At 74.6% G+C, this 15,704-nt stretch carries 17 protein-coding genes; 8 read left to right on the top strand and 9 right to left on the bottom strand.

All coding sequences use genetic code 11. The features are described from left to right. The first annotated feature begins 126 nt into the window (after positions 1 to 126). Together SM573_RS24170 and SM573_RS24165 are read left to right on the top strand one after the other, a co-directional pair. Positions 127 to 1,086 (top strand): sensor histidine kinase, encoded by a 960-nt coding sequence (locus tag SM573_RS24170; RefSeq protein ID WP_474609561.1) that lies wholly within the window; start codon positions 127 to 129, stop codon positions 1,084 to 1,086. Beyond that, the gene (locus tag SM573_RS24165; protein WP_474609562.1) at positions 1,083 to 1,730 is read left to right on the top strand and encodes a response regulator; all 648 of its coding nucleotides are present in this window, start codon (positions 1,083 to 1,085) and stop codon (positions 1,728 to 1,730) included. Before SM573_RS24170 ends, SM573_RS24165 begins: the two co-directional genes overlap by 4 nt. Here the strand turns inward: SM573_RS24165 and SM573_RS24160 are convergent. Both SM573_RS24160 and SM573_RS24155 read right to left on the bottom strand, forming a co-directional pair. After that, positions 1,697 to 2,953 (bottom strand): PQQ-binding-like beta-propeller repeat protein, encoded by a 1,257-nt coding sequence (locus SM573_RS24160; RefSeq protein ID WP_474609563.1) that lies wholly within the window; start codon positions 2,951 to 2,953, stop codon positions 1,697 to 1,699. The genes SM573_RS24165 and SM573_RS24160 overlap by 34 nt on opposite strands. Beyond that, positions 2,919 to 4,622 (bottom strand): acyl-CoA dehydrogenase family protein, encoded by a 1,704-nt coding sequence (locus SM573_RS24155; RefSeq protein WP_474609564.1) that lies wholly within the window; start codon positions 4,620 to 4,622, stop codon positions 2,919 to 2,921. The genes SM573_RS24160 and SM573_RS24155 overlap by 35 nt, the downstream gene beginning before the upstream one ends. Positions 4,623 to 4,735: 113 nt before the next feature. Here SM573_RS24155 and SM573_RS24150 point away from each other — a divergent pair, with 113 nt between their 5' ends. Continuing rightward, positions 4,736 to 5,194 carry an Rv0361 family membrane protein gene (locus SM573_RS24150; RefSeq protein WP_474609565.1) on the top strand — a complete coding sequence of 153 codons (459 nt, stop codon included), beginning with the start codon at positions 4,736 to 4,738 and terminating at the stop codon, positions 5,192 to 5,194. A 27-nt stretch (positions 5,195 to 5,221) separates the two neighbouring features. Here the strand turns inward: SM573_RS24150 and SM573_RS24145 are convergent, their stop codons facing one another. The 3 genes from SM573_RS24145 to SM573_RS24135 form a co-directional block, all read right to left on the bottom strand. Further along, on the bottom strand, positions 5,222 to 5,938 hold the full coding sequence (locus SM573_RS24145) for a thymidine kinase (RefSeq protein WP_474609566.1): 717 nt from the start codon (positions 5,936 to 5,938) through the stop codon (positions 5,222 to 5,224). A gap of 73 nt (positions 5,939 to 6,011) precedes the next feature. After that, positions 6,012 to 7,403 carry an MFS transporter gene (locus SM573_RS24140; RefSeq protein WP_474609567.1) on the bottom strand — a complete coding sequence of 464 codons (1,392 nt, stop codon included), beginning with the start codon at positions 7,401 to 7,403 and terminating at the stop codon, positions 6,012 to 6,014. 17 nt (positions 7,404 to 7,420) lie between these two features. Then, entirely contained in the window at positions 7,421 to 8,188 is a 768-nt protein-coding gene (locus tag SM573_RS24135; RefSeq protein WP_474609568.1) for a glycerophosphodiester phosphodiesterase family protein, read from the bottom strand. Between the two features lie 88 nt (positions 8,189 to 8,276). Between SM573_RS24135 and SM573_RS24130 the strand changes: the two genes are divergently transcribed. Both SM573_RS24130 and SM573_RS24125 read left to right on the top strand, forming a co-directional pair. Then, the gene (locus SM573_RS24130) at positions 8,277 to 8,732 is read left to right on the top strand and encodes a helix-turn-helix domain-containing protein (RefSeq protein ID WP_474609569.1); all 456 of its coding nucleotides are present in this window, start codon (positions 8,277 to 8,279) and stop codon (positions 8,730 to 8,732) included. Beyond that, the gene (locus SM573_RS24125; protein ID WP_474609570.1) at positions 8,725 to 9,090 is read left to right on the top strand and encodes a DUF4180 domain-containing protein; all 366 of its coding nucleotides are present in this window, start codon (positions 8,725 to 8,727) and stop codon (positions 9,088 to 9,090) included. The genes SM573_RS24130 and SM573_RS24125 overlap by 8 nt, the downstream gene beginning before the upstream one ends. 76 nt (positions 9,091 to 9,166) lie before the next feature. Here SM573_RS24125 and SM573_RS24120 read toward each other — a convergent pair whose 3' ends face one another. Further along, complete coding sequence (locus SM573_RS24120) at positions 9,167 to 9,745, bottom strand: hypothetical protein (protein WP_474617142.1); 579 nt, start codon at positions 9,743 to 9,745, stop codon at positions 9,167 to 9,169. Then, positions 9,742 to 10,518 (bottom strand): lysophospholipid acyltransferase family protein, encoded by a 777-nt coding sequence (locus tag SM573_RS24115; protein WP_474609572.1) that lies wholly within the window; start codon positions 10,516 to 10,518, stop codon positions 9,742 to 9,744. The genes SM573_RS24120 and SM573_RS24115 overlap by 4 nt, the downstream gene beginning before the upstream one ends. A 216-nt stretch (positions 10,519 to 10,734) precedes the next feature. Here SM573_RS24115 and SM573_RS24110 point away from each other — a divergent pair, with 216 nt between their 5' ends. From SM573_RS24110 to SM573_RS24100, 3 genes are all read left to right on the top strand, one after another. Beyond that, positions 10,735 to 12,150 carry a cytochrome ubiquinol oxidase subunit I gene (locus SM573_RS24110; protein WP_474617202.1) on the top strand — a complete coding sequence of 472 codons (1,416 nt, stop codon included), beginning with the start codon at positions 10,735 to 10,737 and terminating at the stop codon, positions 12,148 to 12,150. Between the two features lie 16 nt (positions 12,151 to 12,166). Continuing rightward, positions 12,167 to 13,165, top strand: a complete 999-nt coding sequence (cydB, locus tag SM573_RS24105) for a cytochrome d ubiquinol oxidase subunit II (RefSeq protein WP_474609573.1) — start codon at positions 12,167 to 12,169, stop codon at positions 13,163 to 13,165. 118 nt (positions 13,166 to 13,283) lie between these two features. Further along, the gene (locus tag SM573_RS24100; protein WP_474609574.1) at positions 13,284 to 13,742 is read left to right on the top strand and encodes a MarR family winged helix-turn-helix transcriptional regulator; all 459 of its coding nucleotides are present in this window, start codon (positions 13,284 to 13,286) and stop codon (positions 13,740 to 13,742) included. 222 nt (positions 13,743 to 13,964) lie between these two features. On the opposite strand, the gene SM573_RS24095 is transcribed toward SM573_RS24100, so the two are convergent. Together SM573_RS24095 and SM573_RS24090 are read right to left on the bottom strand one after the other, a co-directional pair. After that, on the bottom strand, positions 13,965 to 14,660 hold the full coding sequence (locus tag SM573_RS24095) for a hypothetical protein (RefSeq protein WP_474609575.1): 696 nt from the start codon (positions 14,658 to 14,660) through the stop codon (positions 13,965 to 13,967). Between the two features lie 142 nt (positions 14,661 to 14,802). Next, positions 14,803 to 15,636: a patatin-like phospholipase family protein gene (locus SM573_RS24090; protein WP_474617141.1), complete on the bottom strand. Its 834-nt coding sequence runs from the start codon at positions 15,634 to 15,636 to the stop codon at positions 14,803 to 14,805. Positions 15,637 to 15,704 lie beyond the last annotated feature (68 nt).

The raw sequence follows: 15,704 nt of genomic DNA, 5'->3' as shown, positions 1-15,704 counted from the left end.
CGAACGCGAATGGGTGTGGGCACTCATTTACACCCGCACCCGGCCCCCGACAGGCTGGCAACCGACAGTGGCGGACGGCGAGCGTGGCCCGGTCGCGGCGACCGACCGGGGGAAGGAGACGTACTGGTGTCGCTGTTCTGGCGGATCTTCCTGCTCAACGCCGCCGTGCTGGTCACCGCGACACTGCTGCTGCTCGGCCCGGTCACCGTCTCCACCCCGGTGCTGCTCACCGAGGCGATCGTCCTCACCGTCGGGCTCGCGGCGATGCTCGTCGCCAACGCCGTGCTGCTGCGGGTCGGGCTGGCGCCGCTGCGGCGGTTGGCCCGGGCGATGACCACCATCGACCTGCTCCAGCCGGAGCCGCGCCTGGTCGCCGCCGGTCACGGCGGCACGGCCGAGCTGATCCACGCCTACAACGCCATGATCGACCGGTTGGAGGCGGAGCGGGCCGCCAGCGCGGCCGCCGCGTTGTCCGCGCAGGAGGCCGAGCGGCGGCGCGTCTCGCAGGAGCTGCACGACGAGGTCGGGCAGACCCTGACCGCGATGCTGCTCGAACTCAAGCAGGTCGCCCGGCACGCCCCGGAGCCGATCCGGGCCCAGCTGGCCCAGGTGCAGGAGACCACCCGCGACAGCCTCGACGAGATCAGGCGGATCGCCCGGCGGCTGCGCCCCGGCGTGCTGGAGGAGCTGGGCCTGGTCAGCGCGCTCAAGGCGCTCACCACCGAGGTCACCGGGCACACCGACCTGAGCGTCGAGCAGCACCTCGCCACGGATCTGCCCGCGCTGGGGCGGGAGGCGGAGCTGGTGATCTACCGGGTGTCGCAGGAGGCGCTCACCAACACGGTGCGGCACGGCAAGGCCACGGCCGTCGACCTGTCCCTGGAGCACCGCGGCGGGTACGTGCGGCTGCGCGTACGCGACGACGGCCGGGGCATCGGCGCCGCACCGGAGGGAGCCGGCATCCGAGGCATGCGGGAGCGGGCCCTGCTGATCGGCGCGCACCTCGGCATCGGCCCGGCGGATGGCGGCGGTGGCACCGAGGTGCGGCTCACCGTGCCCGTCGACGCCGCGGGAGGTCGGTCGTGACCACGCGCATCCTGCTCGCCGACGACCACGCCCTGGTCCGCCGGGGGGTACGGCTCATCCTCGACAGCGAACCGGACCTGACCGTGGTGGCCGAGGCCGGTGACGGCGCCGAGGCGCTCAGCCTGGCCGCCGCCGAACGACCCGACCTGGTCATCCTGGACATCGCCATGCCCCGGATGACCGGCCTACAGGCCGCCCGGGAACTGGCGCGGCAGCAGCCGGACCTGCGGATCCTGATCCTGACCATGTACGACAACGAGCAGTACTTCTTCGAGGCCCTCAAGGCCGGCGCGAACGGGTACGTGCTCAAGTCCGTCGCCGACCGGGACCTGGTGGAGGCGTGCCGGGCGGCCATGCGCGACGAGCCGTTCCTCTACCCGGGCGCCGTCAACGCCCTGATCCGCAACTACCTGGAGCGCAGCGCGCAGGGCGCCGACCCGCCCGCGCGGGCCATCACCGAGCGCGAGGAGGAGATCCTCAAGCTCGTCGCCGAGGGGCACTCCTCGAAGGAGATCGCCCGGCTGCTGTTCATCAGCGTCAAGACGGTGGAGCGGCACCGGGCGAACCTGCTGCAGAAGCTCGGCCTGCGTGACCGGCTCGAACTGACCCGCTACGCCATCCGGGCGGGCCTCATCGAGCCGTAGGCGGTCCAGACGGCCAACCGGCCGGCGGGATCACGGCAGACCAGCACGCCGGTGACGGTCCGGCAGTCACGTACGCCCGCCGGCAGCACGCCGACCACCCGCGGCCCGTCCCGGCCCACCCGGGCGACGAGGCTGCGCCGGCCGTCCTCCGCGGCCCGGGTCAGCAGGTGCGGCCCGCCGCCCCGCCCGCCGGGCAGCCCGCGCCAGGCCGCCGCGGCGGGCCACCGCCATACGGTCGCGCCGCCGGCCGGGTCGAGCGCCCACCGGTCCCGCCGGTCCTGACCGCACAGTAGCCCGTCGCACGGCTGCATCGTCACCTCGCCGCCGTCGACCGGCCGCCGCCAGCGGGCGGTGAGGCCCGGCAGGTCGTACCCGACGAGTTCGGCGCCGCCGGGCACCGGGTGACGCAGCACCAGGTGCCCGCCGGCGACCTGCGGGTTGTCCGGGTCGTAGTCGGCCGGCGGCAGTCGCCCCTCGCCGAGGACCCGCCCGTCGTGGACGTCGTGCACCCGGGCCACGCCGTCGTCGCGCAGCAGCAGCACCCGCCCGGGTGTGCCGGGCAGCACCGTGAGGACGGCGGTGGACGGCAGCCGTACCCGCCAGCGCGTCGCGCCGCTGGCCGGGTCGACGCCGTGCACGGTGCCCTCGATCCGCCGGCCCGGATCGCCCACGCTGCGCACCTCGGTCACCGCGACCGCGCCGTCGCCGGCCGCGTACACCCGGTCGGCCCGCCGCCAGCGGGCCTCGCCGGTGCGCGCGTCGCGGCCGGTGGTCGCCACCACGCGGCGGGCCGGATCACGCTCGGCGACGAGCACCAGGTCCCCGGCGGGCTCGGCGGACCAGCCGACGGCCGGCGGCACGGGCACCCGCCAGCGCGGCGGCCGGTGCGGGGCAGCGGCGTCGTACGCGGTCATCGACGGAGGGCGGACGCCGCGGTCGACGACGAGCACCAGCGGGCCGCCGCCGAGCAGCACGGACCACTCGGGCAGCACCGGCCCGGCCACGGCCGGCAGCCGGGCCGGCGGGGCCGCCCCGGCCAGCAGCGCGCACAGCAGCAGCAGGGCGACCGCCCGCCACCAGCGGGGCGCGGCGGGCGGCGGCCCGTCCAGCTCCGGGGCGCCACGCTCGGCGCCCAGCTCGATCACGGGTTCCACGTCACCCGTCCCGACCTCGACGCGACAGTCCGGGTCAGCAGAGCAGCTCCAGGTGGTGGTGGGCGTCATCCGCGATCTCCTCGTGCCGCAGCCGGCGACGCGCCCACAGCCGGGCGGCCAGCTCCGCCTGCTCGTCACCCCAGGCCGCGTGCTCCACGAGCAGCGCGGTGGTGAGTGCGTACGCCAGGCGCAGCGCCAGGTCACGCGCCCCGGCCACGACCGTCACGCCCTGCGGGTCGGCGGCGACCGCGTCGAGGCGCTCCCGCAGCTCGCCGCCGACGGCGGCGAGGGTGTCGGCCAGCGCGGGCGAGAGCGGCCGGGCCAGGTCGGCGGCGGCGTCGAGGCGGCGCAGCAGCGGCGCGCCGGCGTCCTCGCGGGCGACGGCGCGCAGCACGTCCAGGGCGAGCACGTTGGTCGTGCCCTCCCAGATCGGCAGCACCTGCGCGTCGCGCAGCAGCCGGGGCACGCCGGTGTCCTCCACGTAGCCGGCGCCGCCGAAGCTCTCCACGTACTCGCTGGCGGAGCCGACCGCGAGCCGGCCGGTGGCCAGCTTCGCCAGCGGCGCCACGATGCGCAGCTCGGCGGCGGCCGCCGGGTCGGCGCCCACCTCCACCCGGCCCAGCAGCGCGAAGGCGTGCCCGGCCAGCACGAACGCGCCGGCCGCGTCGACCGCGAGCGTGCCGAGGGTGGCCCGGTGCAGCGGGTTCGCCGCCAGCGCCCCGCCGGCGACGTGCCGCGCGGAGGCGTACGCGCGGGCGTACGCCAGGCCGCGGCGCATCCCGCCGGCGGCGGCTGCCGCGTTGTGCACCCGGGTCACCACCACGAGGGTCATGGCCCGGGCCAGGCCGGGCCGCGCGGGGTCGCCGAGCGGCAGGGCGTAGGCGTCGCGCAGCCCGATCTCGGCGGTCGGCAGCGCCCGCGTGCCCAGCTTGTCCTTGAGCCGGTGCACGGTGACGCCGGGCGCGGGCGCGTCCGGGGCGGCGCCGCCCGCGAGGGGTGAGTCGGCGGCGTAGCGGGGGACCAGGAAGGGGGCGAGGACGCGGCTGCCCCGCCCGGCGCCCTCGGGCCGGGCCAGGGCCACGGCCATCGCCGAGTCCGCCGCCGAGCAGAACCACTTCTCCCCGGTCAGCCGCCAGGAGCCGTCGGCGGCGGGGCGGCCGGTGGTGCTGGACCGGGCCAGGTCGGAGCCGCCCTGCGACTCGGTCATCCACTGGCCGCTGGTGATCGCCGTGTCCGGGTCGGTGGAGACGAGCCGGGGCAGCCAGGCGTCGCGTACCGCCGGATCGACCTCGGGGAGGCTGAGCAGCGCGGCCGCGCCGTCGGCCATCGCCACCGGGCAGGAGAAGGTCGCCGACTCCGGCCCGTACAGGTGCAGCAGGGCGTGCTGGACCACCCGCGCGGCCGCGCCCCACGTGCCGCGGGCCGACTCCAGGTAGGGCAGGGCCACCACGGCGTGCCGGGCGGCGGCGGCGCGTTGCGCCTGCCAGCCGGCGGAGGTGTCGACGCGGTCGATCCGGGCTCCCCACGGGTCGTAGCGCACCAGCGTCGGGGGGTGGGCCTCCGCGTCGGCGTGCGCGGCGCGCAACGGCCCGGCCACGTCGGCGGCGAGGTGGGCGAGCCGGTCCTTGGCGGCGGCGTGCCCGGCGGCGCCGAGCTGCCGCTCCAGCCAGGAGCACAGCAGCGTGTCGGCGGTGTACGGGTCGTCGGGGGCGGGAACCGGCTGCACGTAGCGGGTCATGCTCGCTCCTGGCGCGTGCGGGGGGGTGGTGGCCCGACGGTAGACGATGCGGCGGCGCGGGCGACAGAGGCGAATGCCGCCCGCGGACCGGCCGCGTTCTCTACGGTCGGGGCGTGGGGGCGGGACAGCCGTGGAGCCGGCCGGCCCGGCGTCACCGTCGCGTGCGTACGGGGCTGGTGTTCGCCGGTGTCGGCGTCGCGTTGTGCTGTGTCGGCGTCGCCGGTCTCGCGGTACGCAACCTCCAGGTGGTCACGCAGGCGGCCGGCCCGGTGCGGGAGACCGCGGAGGAGTTCCTCCAGGAGGTGACGCTCGGCGACACCGGTGGCGCGTACGAGCGGCTCTGCGCCGACGCCCGCGAGAAGTGGAGCGAGGGTGGCTTCACCAGTTGGGTGCGTACGCCGCCGACCGTGCGGGACTTCGAGATCGTGGACGTGTCGGTGACCACCCGAGGCGGGCGTCCGTGGGGCACCGTGGTCGTCCAGCTGACCCGCGAGAGCGGCCTCACCGAGCAGCGGGAGGTGCCGGTGGTGCAGGAGGACGGCGGTTGGCGGGTGTGCGGCGACCCGTTCTGAGCCGGCCCGCCGCGCGCCGTCGCCCGGTCAGCGTCGCGGGCCGAGGTCCCCGCTGCGGTAGTGCCGCCGGCAGAGCACCTGGTAGCGCACCTCGGCGCTCTCCACCGTGTCGCCGATGACGACCTGCTCGCCCTCGCGGACCACGCGGCCGCCGACCACCCGGGCGTTGAGCAACCCTTCCCTGCCGCACCAGCAGAGCACCTCCACCTGGATGCGGGCCACCTCGTCGGCCAGCTCGAACAGCCGCTGGGCGGCGGGGAACAGGCAGGAGCGGAAGTCGGTGGCCAGGCCGAACGCGTACACGTCGACGTCGTAACTGTCCACCAGGTCGGCCATCTGCTCGACGTGCGCGACGGTGTAGAAGCTCGCCTCGTCGCAGACGAGGTAGTCGACCCGTTCCCCCCGATCCCAGCGGTCGCGCACCAGCGTCCGCAGGTCCAGGTCGTCGGTGATCTCGATGGCGGAGTGCGCCAGCCCGATGCGGGTGGTGACCTGCGGGCCCATCGACCGGTCGATGCGGGTGGTGACCAGGCCCCGGCGGCCCTGCCGGGCGTGGTTGTAGTTCATCTGGAGGGCCATCGTGGACTTCCCGCAGTCCATCGGCCCCCAGAAGAACCGCAGCGCCGCCGCGTGCAGCGGTCGTCCGTCCATGCCGCGCGCCGCCGCGCACCCGGCGGGGACGTCGTCCGGTACCCCGAGGGGGCGGGCCAGGCAGGTGGGTGCGGCAGCGGCGTCGTCGGTCACGGTCGGGCAGCCTAACCCATCGACCGGGGCGGATCAGGGCTGCGGATCATGGTTGCGGCCCGCGCCGCCGGCCTCAGAGCACCCGGGGCGGGGTGTTGCCGGCGGCGACGATGGCCCGCCGGATCGGCACGGCCAGCAGCAGCAGGAAGCCGACCACGAAGAAGATCAGCAGCGAGACCAGGCCCACCCGGTAGGAGGAGGTGAGCTGGAAGACCAGGCCGAACGCGAGCGGCCCGAGCCAGCTGGTGCCCTTGTCGCTGATCTCGTAGAAGCCGTAGTACTCGCCCTCCTTGCCGGCGGGGATGAGCTGGCTGAACAGGGACCGGCTCAGCGCCTGGCTGCCGCCGAGGACCAGGCCGATGGCGGCGCCGAGGACCATGAACGGCAGCGGCGCCTCGGCGGGCAGCCGGAACGCGGCGACGATCACGACGGTCCACAGCACGAGGCTGAGCAGCACGGTCTTCCACGCGCCGACGCGGCGGGCGAGCGCGCCGAGCAGCAGCGCGCCGCCGAAGGCGAGGAACTGCACCAGCAGGATCGTGGTGATGAGGGTGCTCTGCTCCAGCCTCAGCTCCTCGGTGCCGTACTGGCTGGCGAGAGTGATGACGGTCTGGATGCCGTCGTTGTAGACCAGGAAGGCGAGCAGGAAGAACAGTGTGAGGGGGTACGCCTTGATCTCCCGCAGGGTGCGGCCGAGCTGCCGGAACCCGTCGGTGAGCACGTTGCCGCGGCCGGCCAGGGCGGCGGCGGTCGGGCGTTCGCGCAGCCAGCGCAGCGGTACGAGGGTGAACACCGCCCACCACACGCCGGCCGAGACGATCGACCAGCGGGCCAGGTCCAGGGTGCGCTGGGGGTTGCCCTCCTCGCTGAACATCGTGACCGCGACCAGGTTCAACGCCAGCAGCAGGCCGCCACCGAGGTAGCCCAGCGCCCAGCCGCGGCTGGAGATGCCGTCCCGCTCGTCGGGGCCGCCGAGCTGTGGCAGGAACGAGTTGTAGACCACGATCGCGGCGCCGAAGCTGATGTTGGCGATCAGGAAGAGCGCCCCGCCGAGCAGGTAGCGGTCGCCGGTGACGAAGGCCATCGCGGTGGTCGCGGCGGCGCCGGTGAACGCCGCGCCCGCGAGCAGCCGCTTCTTGTGCATCGACCGGTCCGCGATGGCGCCCATGACCGGCAGCACGAAGACGGTCAGGAACACCGACAGCGAGATGAGGTACGGGTAGTACGAGCCCGCGGCGACCCGGATGCCGAGCGGGTACACGTGACCGTCGCAGGTGTCGGCGCCGAGTTCGCAGCCGGCGGCCAGCTCGGTGACGGTGGTGAGGAACGGCCCGAGGAAGACCGTGATCACGGTGGTCTGGAACGCGGAGTTCGCCCAGTCGTAGACGTACCAGCCGGTGCGTTCCCGGCGGGTGCTGGCCGGCTGCGCGGGCTCGGCGACGGCGGGGGTGACCGTTTCGGCCATCGGGGTCCTCGGGGGTTTCAGGCGGCCCAGTGGCCGCGGCTGCGGTAGACGTCGCGCAGCACGCCGACGTGATCGGTCATGATGCCATCCACGCCACGATCAAGTAAGTCGTGCATCTCGGCGGGTTCGTCGATCGTCCAGACGTGCACCTGCAACCCGAGCCGGTGGCAGTAGGTGAGGAAGCGCCGGTCGACCACCGGGATGCGCCCGTACCGGACGGGGACCTGGGCGGCGACGACGGACGGGGGCAGCCGCAGCGGCCGCCCGTGCAGGGAGGCCAGCCGCAGCCGGGCCACGCCGCGCACGCCGAGGCTGGTGGCGACCTTCGGCCCGGCCAGGGCGCGCAGCCGGATCAGCCGGGCGTCGCTGAACGAGGCGAGCAGCACGCGGTCACCGGCGCCGACGCGGGTGACGGTGGCCACGGCCGGTTCGACGCCGCCGTCGGACTTGACGTCGACGTTGAACCGGACCTCGGGCCAGGCGCCGAGGACCTCGTCGAGGCGGGGCACCACGGCGGCGCCGCCGACGCGCACCGAGGCGAGGTCGCTCCACCGCAGGTCGGCGATGCGCCCCGGCTCGCCGGTCACCCGGCGCAGGGTGGGGTCGTGGAAGATCACCGCCACGCCGTCGGCGGTGGCGTGCACGTCGGTCTCCACGTACCGGTAGCCGAGGGCGATGGCGCGGGCGAACGCCTCGGTGGTGTTCTCGTCGCCCTCGGCGGCGCCCCCGCGGTGGGCGAAGGCCAGTGGCGCGGGCGCGTCGAGGTAGGGGTGGCGGGGTCGCACGCCGGAAGTATGCCGGGCGCGGGTGGCGTGCAGGTGACGAGCCGGCCAACTTCCCTACCGCTCCCTAATGCGCCTAAGATAGGGTGCGATGCGTAACGACATGTATTCGGCCGAGCAGGTGGCAGAGCTTCTCGGCCTGCACGTGCGCACCGTGCGGGGCTACATCCGCACCGGCCGGTTGCGCGCGGTGCGGATCGGCAAGCAGTACCGGATCGCGCGGGCCGACCTCGACGCGATGACCGGCGGGCCCGCGCCGGCGCCGGCGGCCGCCGGGCCGGCGCTGGAGGTGTCGAGCATCGTGCAGGTCGACGGCGTCGACCGGGCCGCGGCCGACCGGCTCGCCACCCTCGTGCTGGCCGGCGTCAACACCCACCACGACCCGGCACGCCCGATGCGCGTGCAGACCCTCTACGACGAGGAGCGCCACCGGATGAAGATCGTGATCCTGGGCGACGCCGCCGACACCGCTGACCTGCTGCGGCTGGTCGACGCCCTGCTGCGCGGCGGCACCGACCTGCTCTCGAAGGAGCCCACCGATGGCTGACGTGCTGGAGGACCGGGCCGGGGTGCCCGTGCTGCGCTGCGACCCGGCCGGCCCGCCGGTAGCCACCGTCGATCAGGTCCTCGACCTGATCGGCAACGCGTCCTTCGGCGGCGCCGAGGTCGTGGCCGTGCCCGCAGGCCGGCTCGACCCGAGCTTCTTCTCCCTGGAGACCCGGGTCGCCGGGGAGATCATGCAGAAGTTCGTCAACTACCGCCTGCGGCTGGTGGTGGTCGGCGACATCTCCGCGCACCTCGCGACCAGCGGTGCGCTGCGGGCCCTGGTGGCCGAGTCCAACCGGCACGACCACGTCTGGTTCGTGCCCGACCTGGCCGCGCTCGACGCCCGGCTGGCCGCCTGATCCCCGGGTCCGGCCGGCGTCGACGTCCGGCGCTGCGCCGTCGGGTGAGGCGCCCCACACCGGGCGGGTGGACAGGTCAGCTCCAGTCGGTCTGGTAGCCCTCGCCGCGCAGCAGCTCCAGCAGTTCGGCGTCGGTGGGCCGGTGCGCCCGGTCCAGCGCGGCGCGCAGCACGTCGACCTCGACCGGGTCCGGCCCCTGCACCTCGACCGCGCGCACCCGGCCCCCGTCGGTGCGGTAGAGCGCGGTGGAGGGGCTGCTGTTCTCCGTCCGGTGGGTGACCATCAGCAGCTCGCCGTCGCCCAGATCCGTGCAGGTGCGCAGCCGCGGCGATCCGCAGTCGACCCCCTCCGGCAGCCCGGTGCGGGGCTGCGGGACGTACAGCCCCCACACCACCGGCACGCGCCGGCCGTGACCGGCGTCGAGGTCGTACGCTACCTCCAGGCCCTCGCGGTGCAGCCAGGCCACGTTTCCGGGGCGGGCCGTCCCGTCCGGGATCAGCAGGTGCTCGCGCGGCCACGGGGACCGCGCGGTCAGGTCGAGCAGGTCGCGCTGGTCCTTGGCCCGGTGGTACGCCGAGCGCAGCCCGGCGTACCCGATCCCGCCGACGACGAGCAGCACCAGGACGACCAGGGTGAGGCGGTGGGGCCTGCTCATCCGGCCGGCCTGCGGCGGTGCGAGCGGCTGGTGTCGACGGGCCGACCGGGGTCGACGTGCCGGGGCCGGTCGGGCTCCTCACGGCGCAGCGGCACCAGCGCGTCGGTGATCGCGTCGATGATCCGGTCGGTGGCGCGGCGGGCCGCGCCGGGGGCGCCGGTGGCGAGGTCGGCGAGGTCGACCGGCGCGCCGAAGTGCACCCGGATCACCGGGCGACGCACGATCGAGCGAGCCAGGCCGCGCAGCAGCCCCTTCGGCGCCCGGTACGGCACCACCTCGTGCGAGCCCCACTGTGCCACCGGGATCACCGGGGCGCCGCAGGCGAAGGCGAGGCGGGCGGCGCCGGTCTTGCCGCGCTCCGGCCACAGGCCGGGGTCGAGCCCGATGCGCCCCTCGGGGTAGACCAGGATCACCGAGCCGGTGGCGACGGCCGCCGCGGCGTTGTCGAGCGCCCGGCCGACGGCGGCCGTGCCCCGGTCGACGCGGATGTGCCCGGCGTGGCGCATCAGCGGCCCGACGACGGGCGCCCGGAACAGCCCGGCGGTGGCCATGATCCGGGGGGCGACGCCGCGGGCCCGGCAGGCGGCGGTGAGCACCACCGGGTCGAAAGGGCTGATGTGGTTGGCGGCCAGGACCAGCGGCCCGCGGCGCAGCGCCTCGGGCACCTCCCCGCTGACCTCGAGCCGGGCGAGGGCGGCGACGACCGCGCGGGCGAGCATCTGGGCGACGCGCCAGATCGCGGGCGGCTGCCAGGTGGCGTGGGCGGTGTCCATCAGCGGGACATGGTCGCACGCCCGCCGGGGCGCGGTGCCGAGGCCGGCCATCGGACGCGCCGGCGATGTTCGCGTCGCGCTCCCCGGGGCCGGGCGGCCCGGGGTGATCAGGGTCATTGGTCCCGGGGCGGTTCGGGACCACCGTCCCTGCCGAATCCTCTACGACGAGCGGTAGTATTTACTACGTCTCGTAGTATGAACCGCAGGGGGTTCCAGGTGGACGCGTTGGACGTCGCCCGCTGGCAGTTCGGTGTCACCACCGTCTACCACTTCCTCTTCGTGCCGTTGACAATCGGCCTGTCCGTGCTGGTCGCCATCCTCCAGACCCTCTGGCACCGCACCGGCAACGAGCGCTACCTCAAGCTCACCAAGTTCTACGGCAAGCTCTTCCTCATCAACTTCGCCATGGGCGTGGTGACCGGCATCGTGCAGGAGTTCCAGTTCGGCATGAACTGGAGCGACTACTCCCGGTTCGTCGGGGACATCTTCGGCGCCCCGCTGGCCATCGAGGCGCTGGTCGCGTTCTTCCTCGAGTCGACCTTCATCGGCCTGTGGATCTTCGGTTGGGACCGGCTGCCCAAGCGGCTGCACCTGGCCAGCATCTGGGCCGCGGCGATCGGCACGAACCTGTCCGCGTACTTCATCCTCGCCGCGAACTCGTTCATGCAGAACCCCGTCGGCTACCGGATCAACCCCGACACCGGCCGGGCCGAGCTGACCGACTTCGTCGCCGTGCTCACCAACAAGGTCGCCCTGGTGACGTTCCCGCACACCATCGCCGGCGCGTTCCTGGTGGCCGGCTCGCTGCTGGTCGCCGTCGCCCTGTGGCACCTGATCCGCGATCGCGACTCGGCCGACACCTCGACCTACCGCTTCGCCGCCAAGTTCGGCTCCTGGGTGACCCTGGTCGCCGCCGCCGGCGTCGTCATCACCGGCGACATCCAGGGCAAGATCATGACCCAGGTGCAGCCGATGAAGATGGCCGCCGCCGAGGGGCTCTACAACACCGAGAGCCCCGCCTCGTTCTCCGTGCTCACCGTCGGCAGCCTCGACGGCAGCCGGGAACTGTTCGCCATCAAGATCCCGTACCTGCTGTCGTACCTCGGCACCGGCGACCTCAACGGCACGGTGCACGGCATCGACGACCTCCAGGCCCAGTACGCCAGCCAGTACGGGCCCGGCAACTACGCGCCGATCATCCCGGTCACCTACTGGAGCTTCCGGTTCATGATCGCCTTCGGGATGGCCGCCGCCGCGATCGCCCTGCTGGTGCTCTGGACCCACCGCAAGGGCCGCGCCCCGCGCAGCAGGTGGCTGCTGCGCGCCGGCCTGGCCATGCCGGTGCTGCCGCTGGTCGCGAACTCCTTCGGCTGGATCTTCACCGAGATGGGCCGCCAGCCCTGGATCGTCTTCGGCGAGATGCTCACCCGCAACGGCGTCTCCCGCAGCGTGTCGCTGACCGAGGTGCTCACCTCCTTCACCGCGTTCACCCTGATCTACGCCACCCTCGCGGTGATCGAGTTCAAGCTGCTGGTCCGCTACGCCAAGGCCGGCGTCCCCGACGTCACCCCGCAGCCCGAGATCGACGACAGTCACGACGACGCCGAGCGCCCGCTCGCGTTCGCCTACTGATCACAGGGAGCCCCTCGTGGAACTCACCACCATCTGGTTCCTGCTCGTCGCCGTGCTCTTCACGGGCTACTTCATCCTGGAGGGCTTCGACTTCGGCGTCGGCATGCTGCTGCCCGTGCTCGGCCGCGACGACCGGGAACGCCGCGTGCTCATCAACACCATCGGCCCGGTCTGGGACGGCAACGAGGTCTGGCTCATCACCGCGGGCGGCGCCATGTTCGCCGCCTTCCCCGAGTGGTACGCCACCCTCTTCTCCGGCTTCTACCTGCCGCTGCTGCTGATCCTGCTGGCGCTGATCGCCCGTGGCGTCGCCTTCGAGTACCGGCACAAGCGGCCCGAGCCGTCGTGGAAGCGGCGCTGGGACGCGGCGATCTTCTTCGGCTCGCTGGTCCCGGCCGTGCTGTGGGGCGTCGCCTTCGCGAACATCCTGCGCGGCGTGCCGCTGGACGCCGAGCACGAGTACGTCGGCGGACTGCTCGACCTGCTCAACCCGTACGCCCTGCTCGGCGGCGCGACCACCGCGGCGCTGTTCCTCACCCACGGCGCGGTCTTCATCGCGTTGAAGACCGTCGGCGAGGTCCGCGAGCGCGCGGGCAGGCTCGCGGTGCGCGTGGGTGTCGTCGCCGCGGTGCTGGCGGTCGCGTTCCTGGCCTGGACGCTGGGCATCCGCTCCAGCACGGCCGCCGTCGCGCTCGCCGCCGGCGCGGCGGTCGCGCTGCTGGCCGGTCTCGCCGCCGCCCGCGTACGCCGGGAGGGCTGGGCGTTCACCGGCACGGCGGTGGCCATCGGCCTGGCGGTGGCGACCCTGTTCGCCGCGTTGTTCCCGAACGTGCTGCCCTCCACCCTGGACCCGGCCGGCACGCTGACCGCCACCAACGCCGCCTCCACCCCCTACACACTGAAGATCATGAGCTGGATCGCGGTGGTGTTCACCCCGATCGTGCTGGCCTACCAGGGCTGGACGTACTGGGTGTTCCGCAAGCGCATCGGTGTCGCGCACATCCCGCAGCACTGAGCCGCCACCGAAGGGGCGGCGGCGCGGACCCGCGTCGCCGGGTGCGGCGGCGGTGGCGGGCGTCGACCCGGCGGCGCGGACTCGTGGGCCGCGCCAACGGCTGGGTTAGGCTCGCGCCATGCGGCACACCGGCGAGCAGGAACCACCCGCGCGGCTACGCGCCACCCCGAGCTGGCTGCTGACCCAGACCGCCGCCCACGCCGGCCGGCTCGTCAGCGACGGCTTCGGCGGCATCGGCGCCCGCGGCTACCACTTCCGGATCCTCGCCGCCCTCGACGAGTTCGGCCCCGCGAGCCAGGCCGACCTCGGCCGGCGGGGCGGCATCGACCGCAGCGACGTGGTGGCCACCGTCAACGACCTCGTCGCCGCGAAGCTCGTCGTCCGCGCGCCCGACCCCGCCGACCGGCGTCGCAACGTCATCACCGTCACGCCCGCCGGGCGGCGGGAACTCGAGCGGATGTCGCAGACCCTCGACCAGGTGCAGGAGACGCTGCTCGCCCCGCTGACCGCCCCGGAACGCCAGCAGCTCGTCAGCCTGCTCGACAAGCTCCTGACCCACCACCGGCAGCGCCACTGACCGCGAGCGGCAACCGGCCGCCCGCCGGCCTCCTGCGGCCCGACCGCCGGACCGCGCCGCCCGAGGTCGGCCGCGCGCCGGGGGAAGCCCCGCCACCCTCGCGCCCTCCGGCCGGGTCGGCCGCGTGCTGACGGCGGTGTCGGCGCCTCGCGCCGCCCGAGGTCGGCCGCGCACCGACGGCGGTGTCGCTGCCTCGCGCGGCCGACCCGGCCGGTGCGGGGCTCAGCCCGCCTCGCGCAGCTCCGCCAGGCGGGCCTCGATCTCGGCCAGCTCGGCGCGCAGCTTCTCCGCCTGCTGCTCCGCCTCGGCCCGCTCGGCGGCGAGGATCTGCTCGACGGCCTCGTGCACCCCCGGCACGTCCACCAGCGCCACCATCCGCAGCGCCTCCGCCGGCTTCACCACGTACGGCTTCGCGAGGGCCTTGCTGCCCTGCTGCGCCGCCACCGTCCACTCGCCGTCGGCGTAGGCCAACGTGACGGTCAGCCCGGCGGGCCCCTTCGGCTTCGCCGCCTTCACCGCCCGGCGCGCCGGCTTGGCCGCCTCCACCGTCTCCACCTTCGACTCCTCCCGCGGGGCCGGCCGCGGCGCCGGCACCCGGTCCAACACGAACTCCGGCTCGGCGGGCGTCGCGGCCGGCTCGGGCTCCGGCTCCGGCTGCGGCTCGGCCACCCGGCGCCCCGCGCCGCGCGGCGCGACCGCCACGTCGGCGGGGGAGAAGGGCAGCTCGTCGCGGCCGAACCGCACGACCACGAACTCGTCGGACTGCGCCGGGTCGGTCAGCTCCACCACCTGACCGACCTGCCCGGCGATCTGCCCCGCCGCGGCGGTGAACACGACCTTCGGCTTGCGGCCGGCGGCCAACGCCTCCCGGAAGGTGCGCACATCGTCCTCGGACAACCCCTGGCCAGCGGCACCCATCAGCAACCTCTTCCGTACACCTGTTTGATTCCTGCCTTGATACCAGTCGGCTGCGACACCGTCGACAGGGGATCACCCGGTCCCGCGCCGCCCGGGCACGGGAGCCGCCGCCTCGACACCGACGCGCGGGCAGCCTAGAGGATCATTCCCAGACCGCCGCGACCTCCTCGGCCACGACCGCCGCCTGGGCCAGCCCCGCCCGCGCGGCCCCCGCCCGCCGCGCCGGGTCGAGCACGTTGCGCCCGATCGCCGCGCGCGCCGCCGCGTCGGGCGACACCACGACCACCCGGGCATGCTGCTCCCGCAACCGCGCCACCTGGGCCGACAACCGTGGCATGGGCCCGAACGCGGCCGTCGTCGGCGCCAGTATCACCACCTGCCGGGCGCCGGCCGCCAGGTCCGCGTTCGCCGCCGACCGCATGCCACCGTCGACGTAACGCCGCTCGCCGATCGTCACCGGCGGCCACACGCCGGGCACCGCGCAGCTCGCGCCCACCGCGTCCACCAGCGACACCCCGGAGGAGGAGTCGAAGACGACGAACTCACCCGAGTACGCGTCCACCGCCGTCACGAGCAGCCGCCGCCGCGGCCACCGCCGCACCGGCAACCGGGACTCGATCACCGCGCGCCGCGACGCCTCCGAGGGCGTCCGCGCCGCCAACGCCATCGCCCCGATCCGGGCCCGCGCCCGCACCGGATCCCGGGTGCGGGCACCGGCCCACACCAGCCGCGCGACCGCCGGCAACCCGAACCGCGCCGCCACCTCGCCGCCCGGCGCGGCCAGCTGCGCCGCGTACGACTCCTCGACCGGCCGGCCCGAGCACAGCTGCGCGCCCACCACGGACCCGGCCGACGTGCCCACCACCAGATCCGCCTCGGCCAGCGGCACACCGCGCCGCGCCAACCCGGCGAGCAGCCCCCACTCCCAGGCCACCCCGGTGACGCCACCACCGCCCAGCACCAACGCCCTCGTCACGTGATGTTCGCCTCCCTTCCCGTCCGTGCCGGTCACGGTAACGTCGCCTCAGCAGCACGGGCAGGGGA

Source organism: Micromonospora xinjiangensis (genome assembly GCF_056150165.1).
The sequence above is the reverse complement of the archived record's forward strand: the minus strand, read 5'-3'. Positions and strand labels throughout refer to the sequence as shown.

Coding starts and splice junctions, on each gene's coding strand:
- SM573_RS24100 (WP_474609574.1), top strand. CDS start 13,284: ATGCGGCACACCGGCGAGCAGGAACCACCCGCGCGGCTACGCGCCACC.
- SM573_RS24095 (WP_474609575.1), bottom strand. CDS start 14,660: ATGGGTGCCGCTGGCCAGGGGTTGTCCGAGGACGATGTGCGCACCTTC.
- SM573_RS24115 (WP_474609572.1), bottom strand. CDS start 10,518: ATGGACACCGCCCACGCCACCTGGCAGCCGCCCGCGATCTGGCGCGTC.
- SM573_RS24120 (WP_474617142.1), bottom strand. CDS start 9,745: ATGAGCAGGCCCCACCGCCTCACCCTGGTCGTCCTGGTGCTGCTCGTC.
- SM573_RS24130 (WP_474609569.1), top strand. CDS start 8,277: ATGCGTAACGACATGTATTCGGCCGAGCAGGTGGCAGAGCTTCTCGGC.
- SM573_RS24140 (WP_474609567.1), bottom strand. CDS start 7,403: ATGGCCGAAACGGTCACCCCCGCCGTCGCCGAGCCCGCGCAGCCGGCC.
- SM573_RS24160 (WP_474609563.1), bottom strand. CDS start 2,953: ATGACGCCCACCACCACCTGGAGCTGCTCTGCTGACCCGGACTGTCGC.
- SM573_RS24125 (WP_474609570.1), top strand. CDS start 8,725: ATGGCTGACGTGCTGGAGGACCGGGCCGGGGTGCCCGTGCTGCGCTGC.
- SM573_RS24155 (WP_474609564.1), bottom strand. CDS start 4,622: ATGACCCGCTACGTGCAGCCGGTTCCCGCCCCCGACGACCCGTACACC.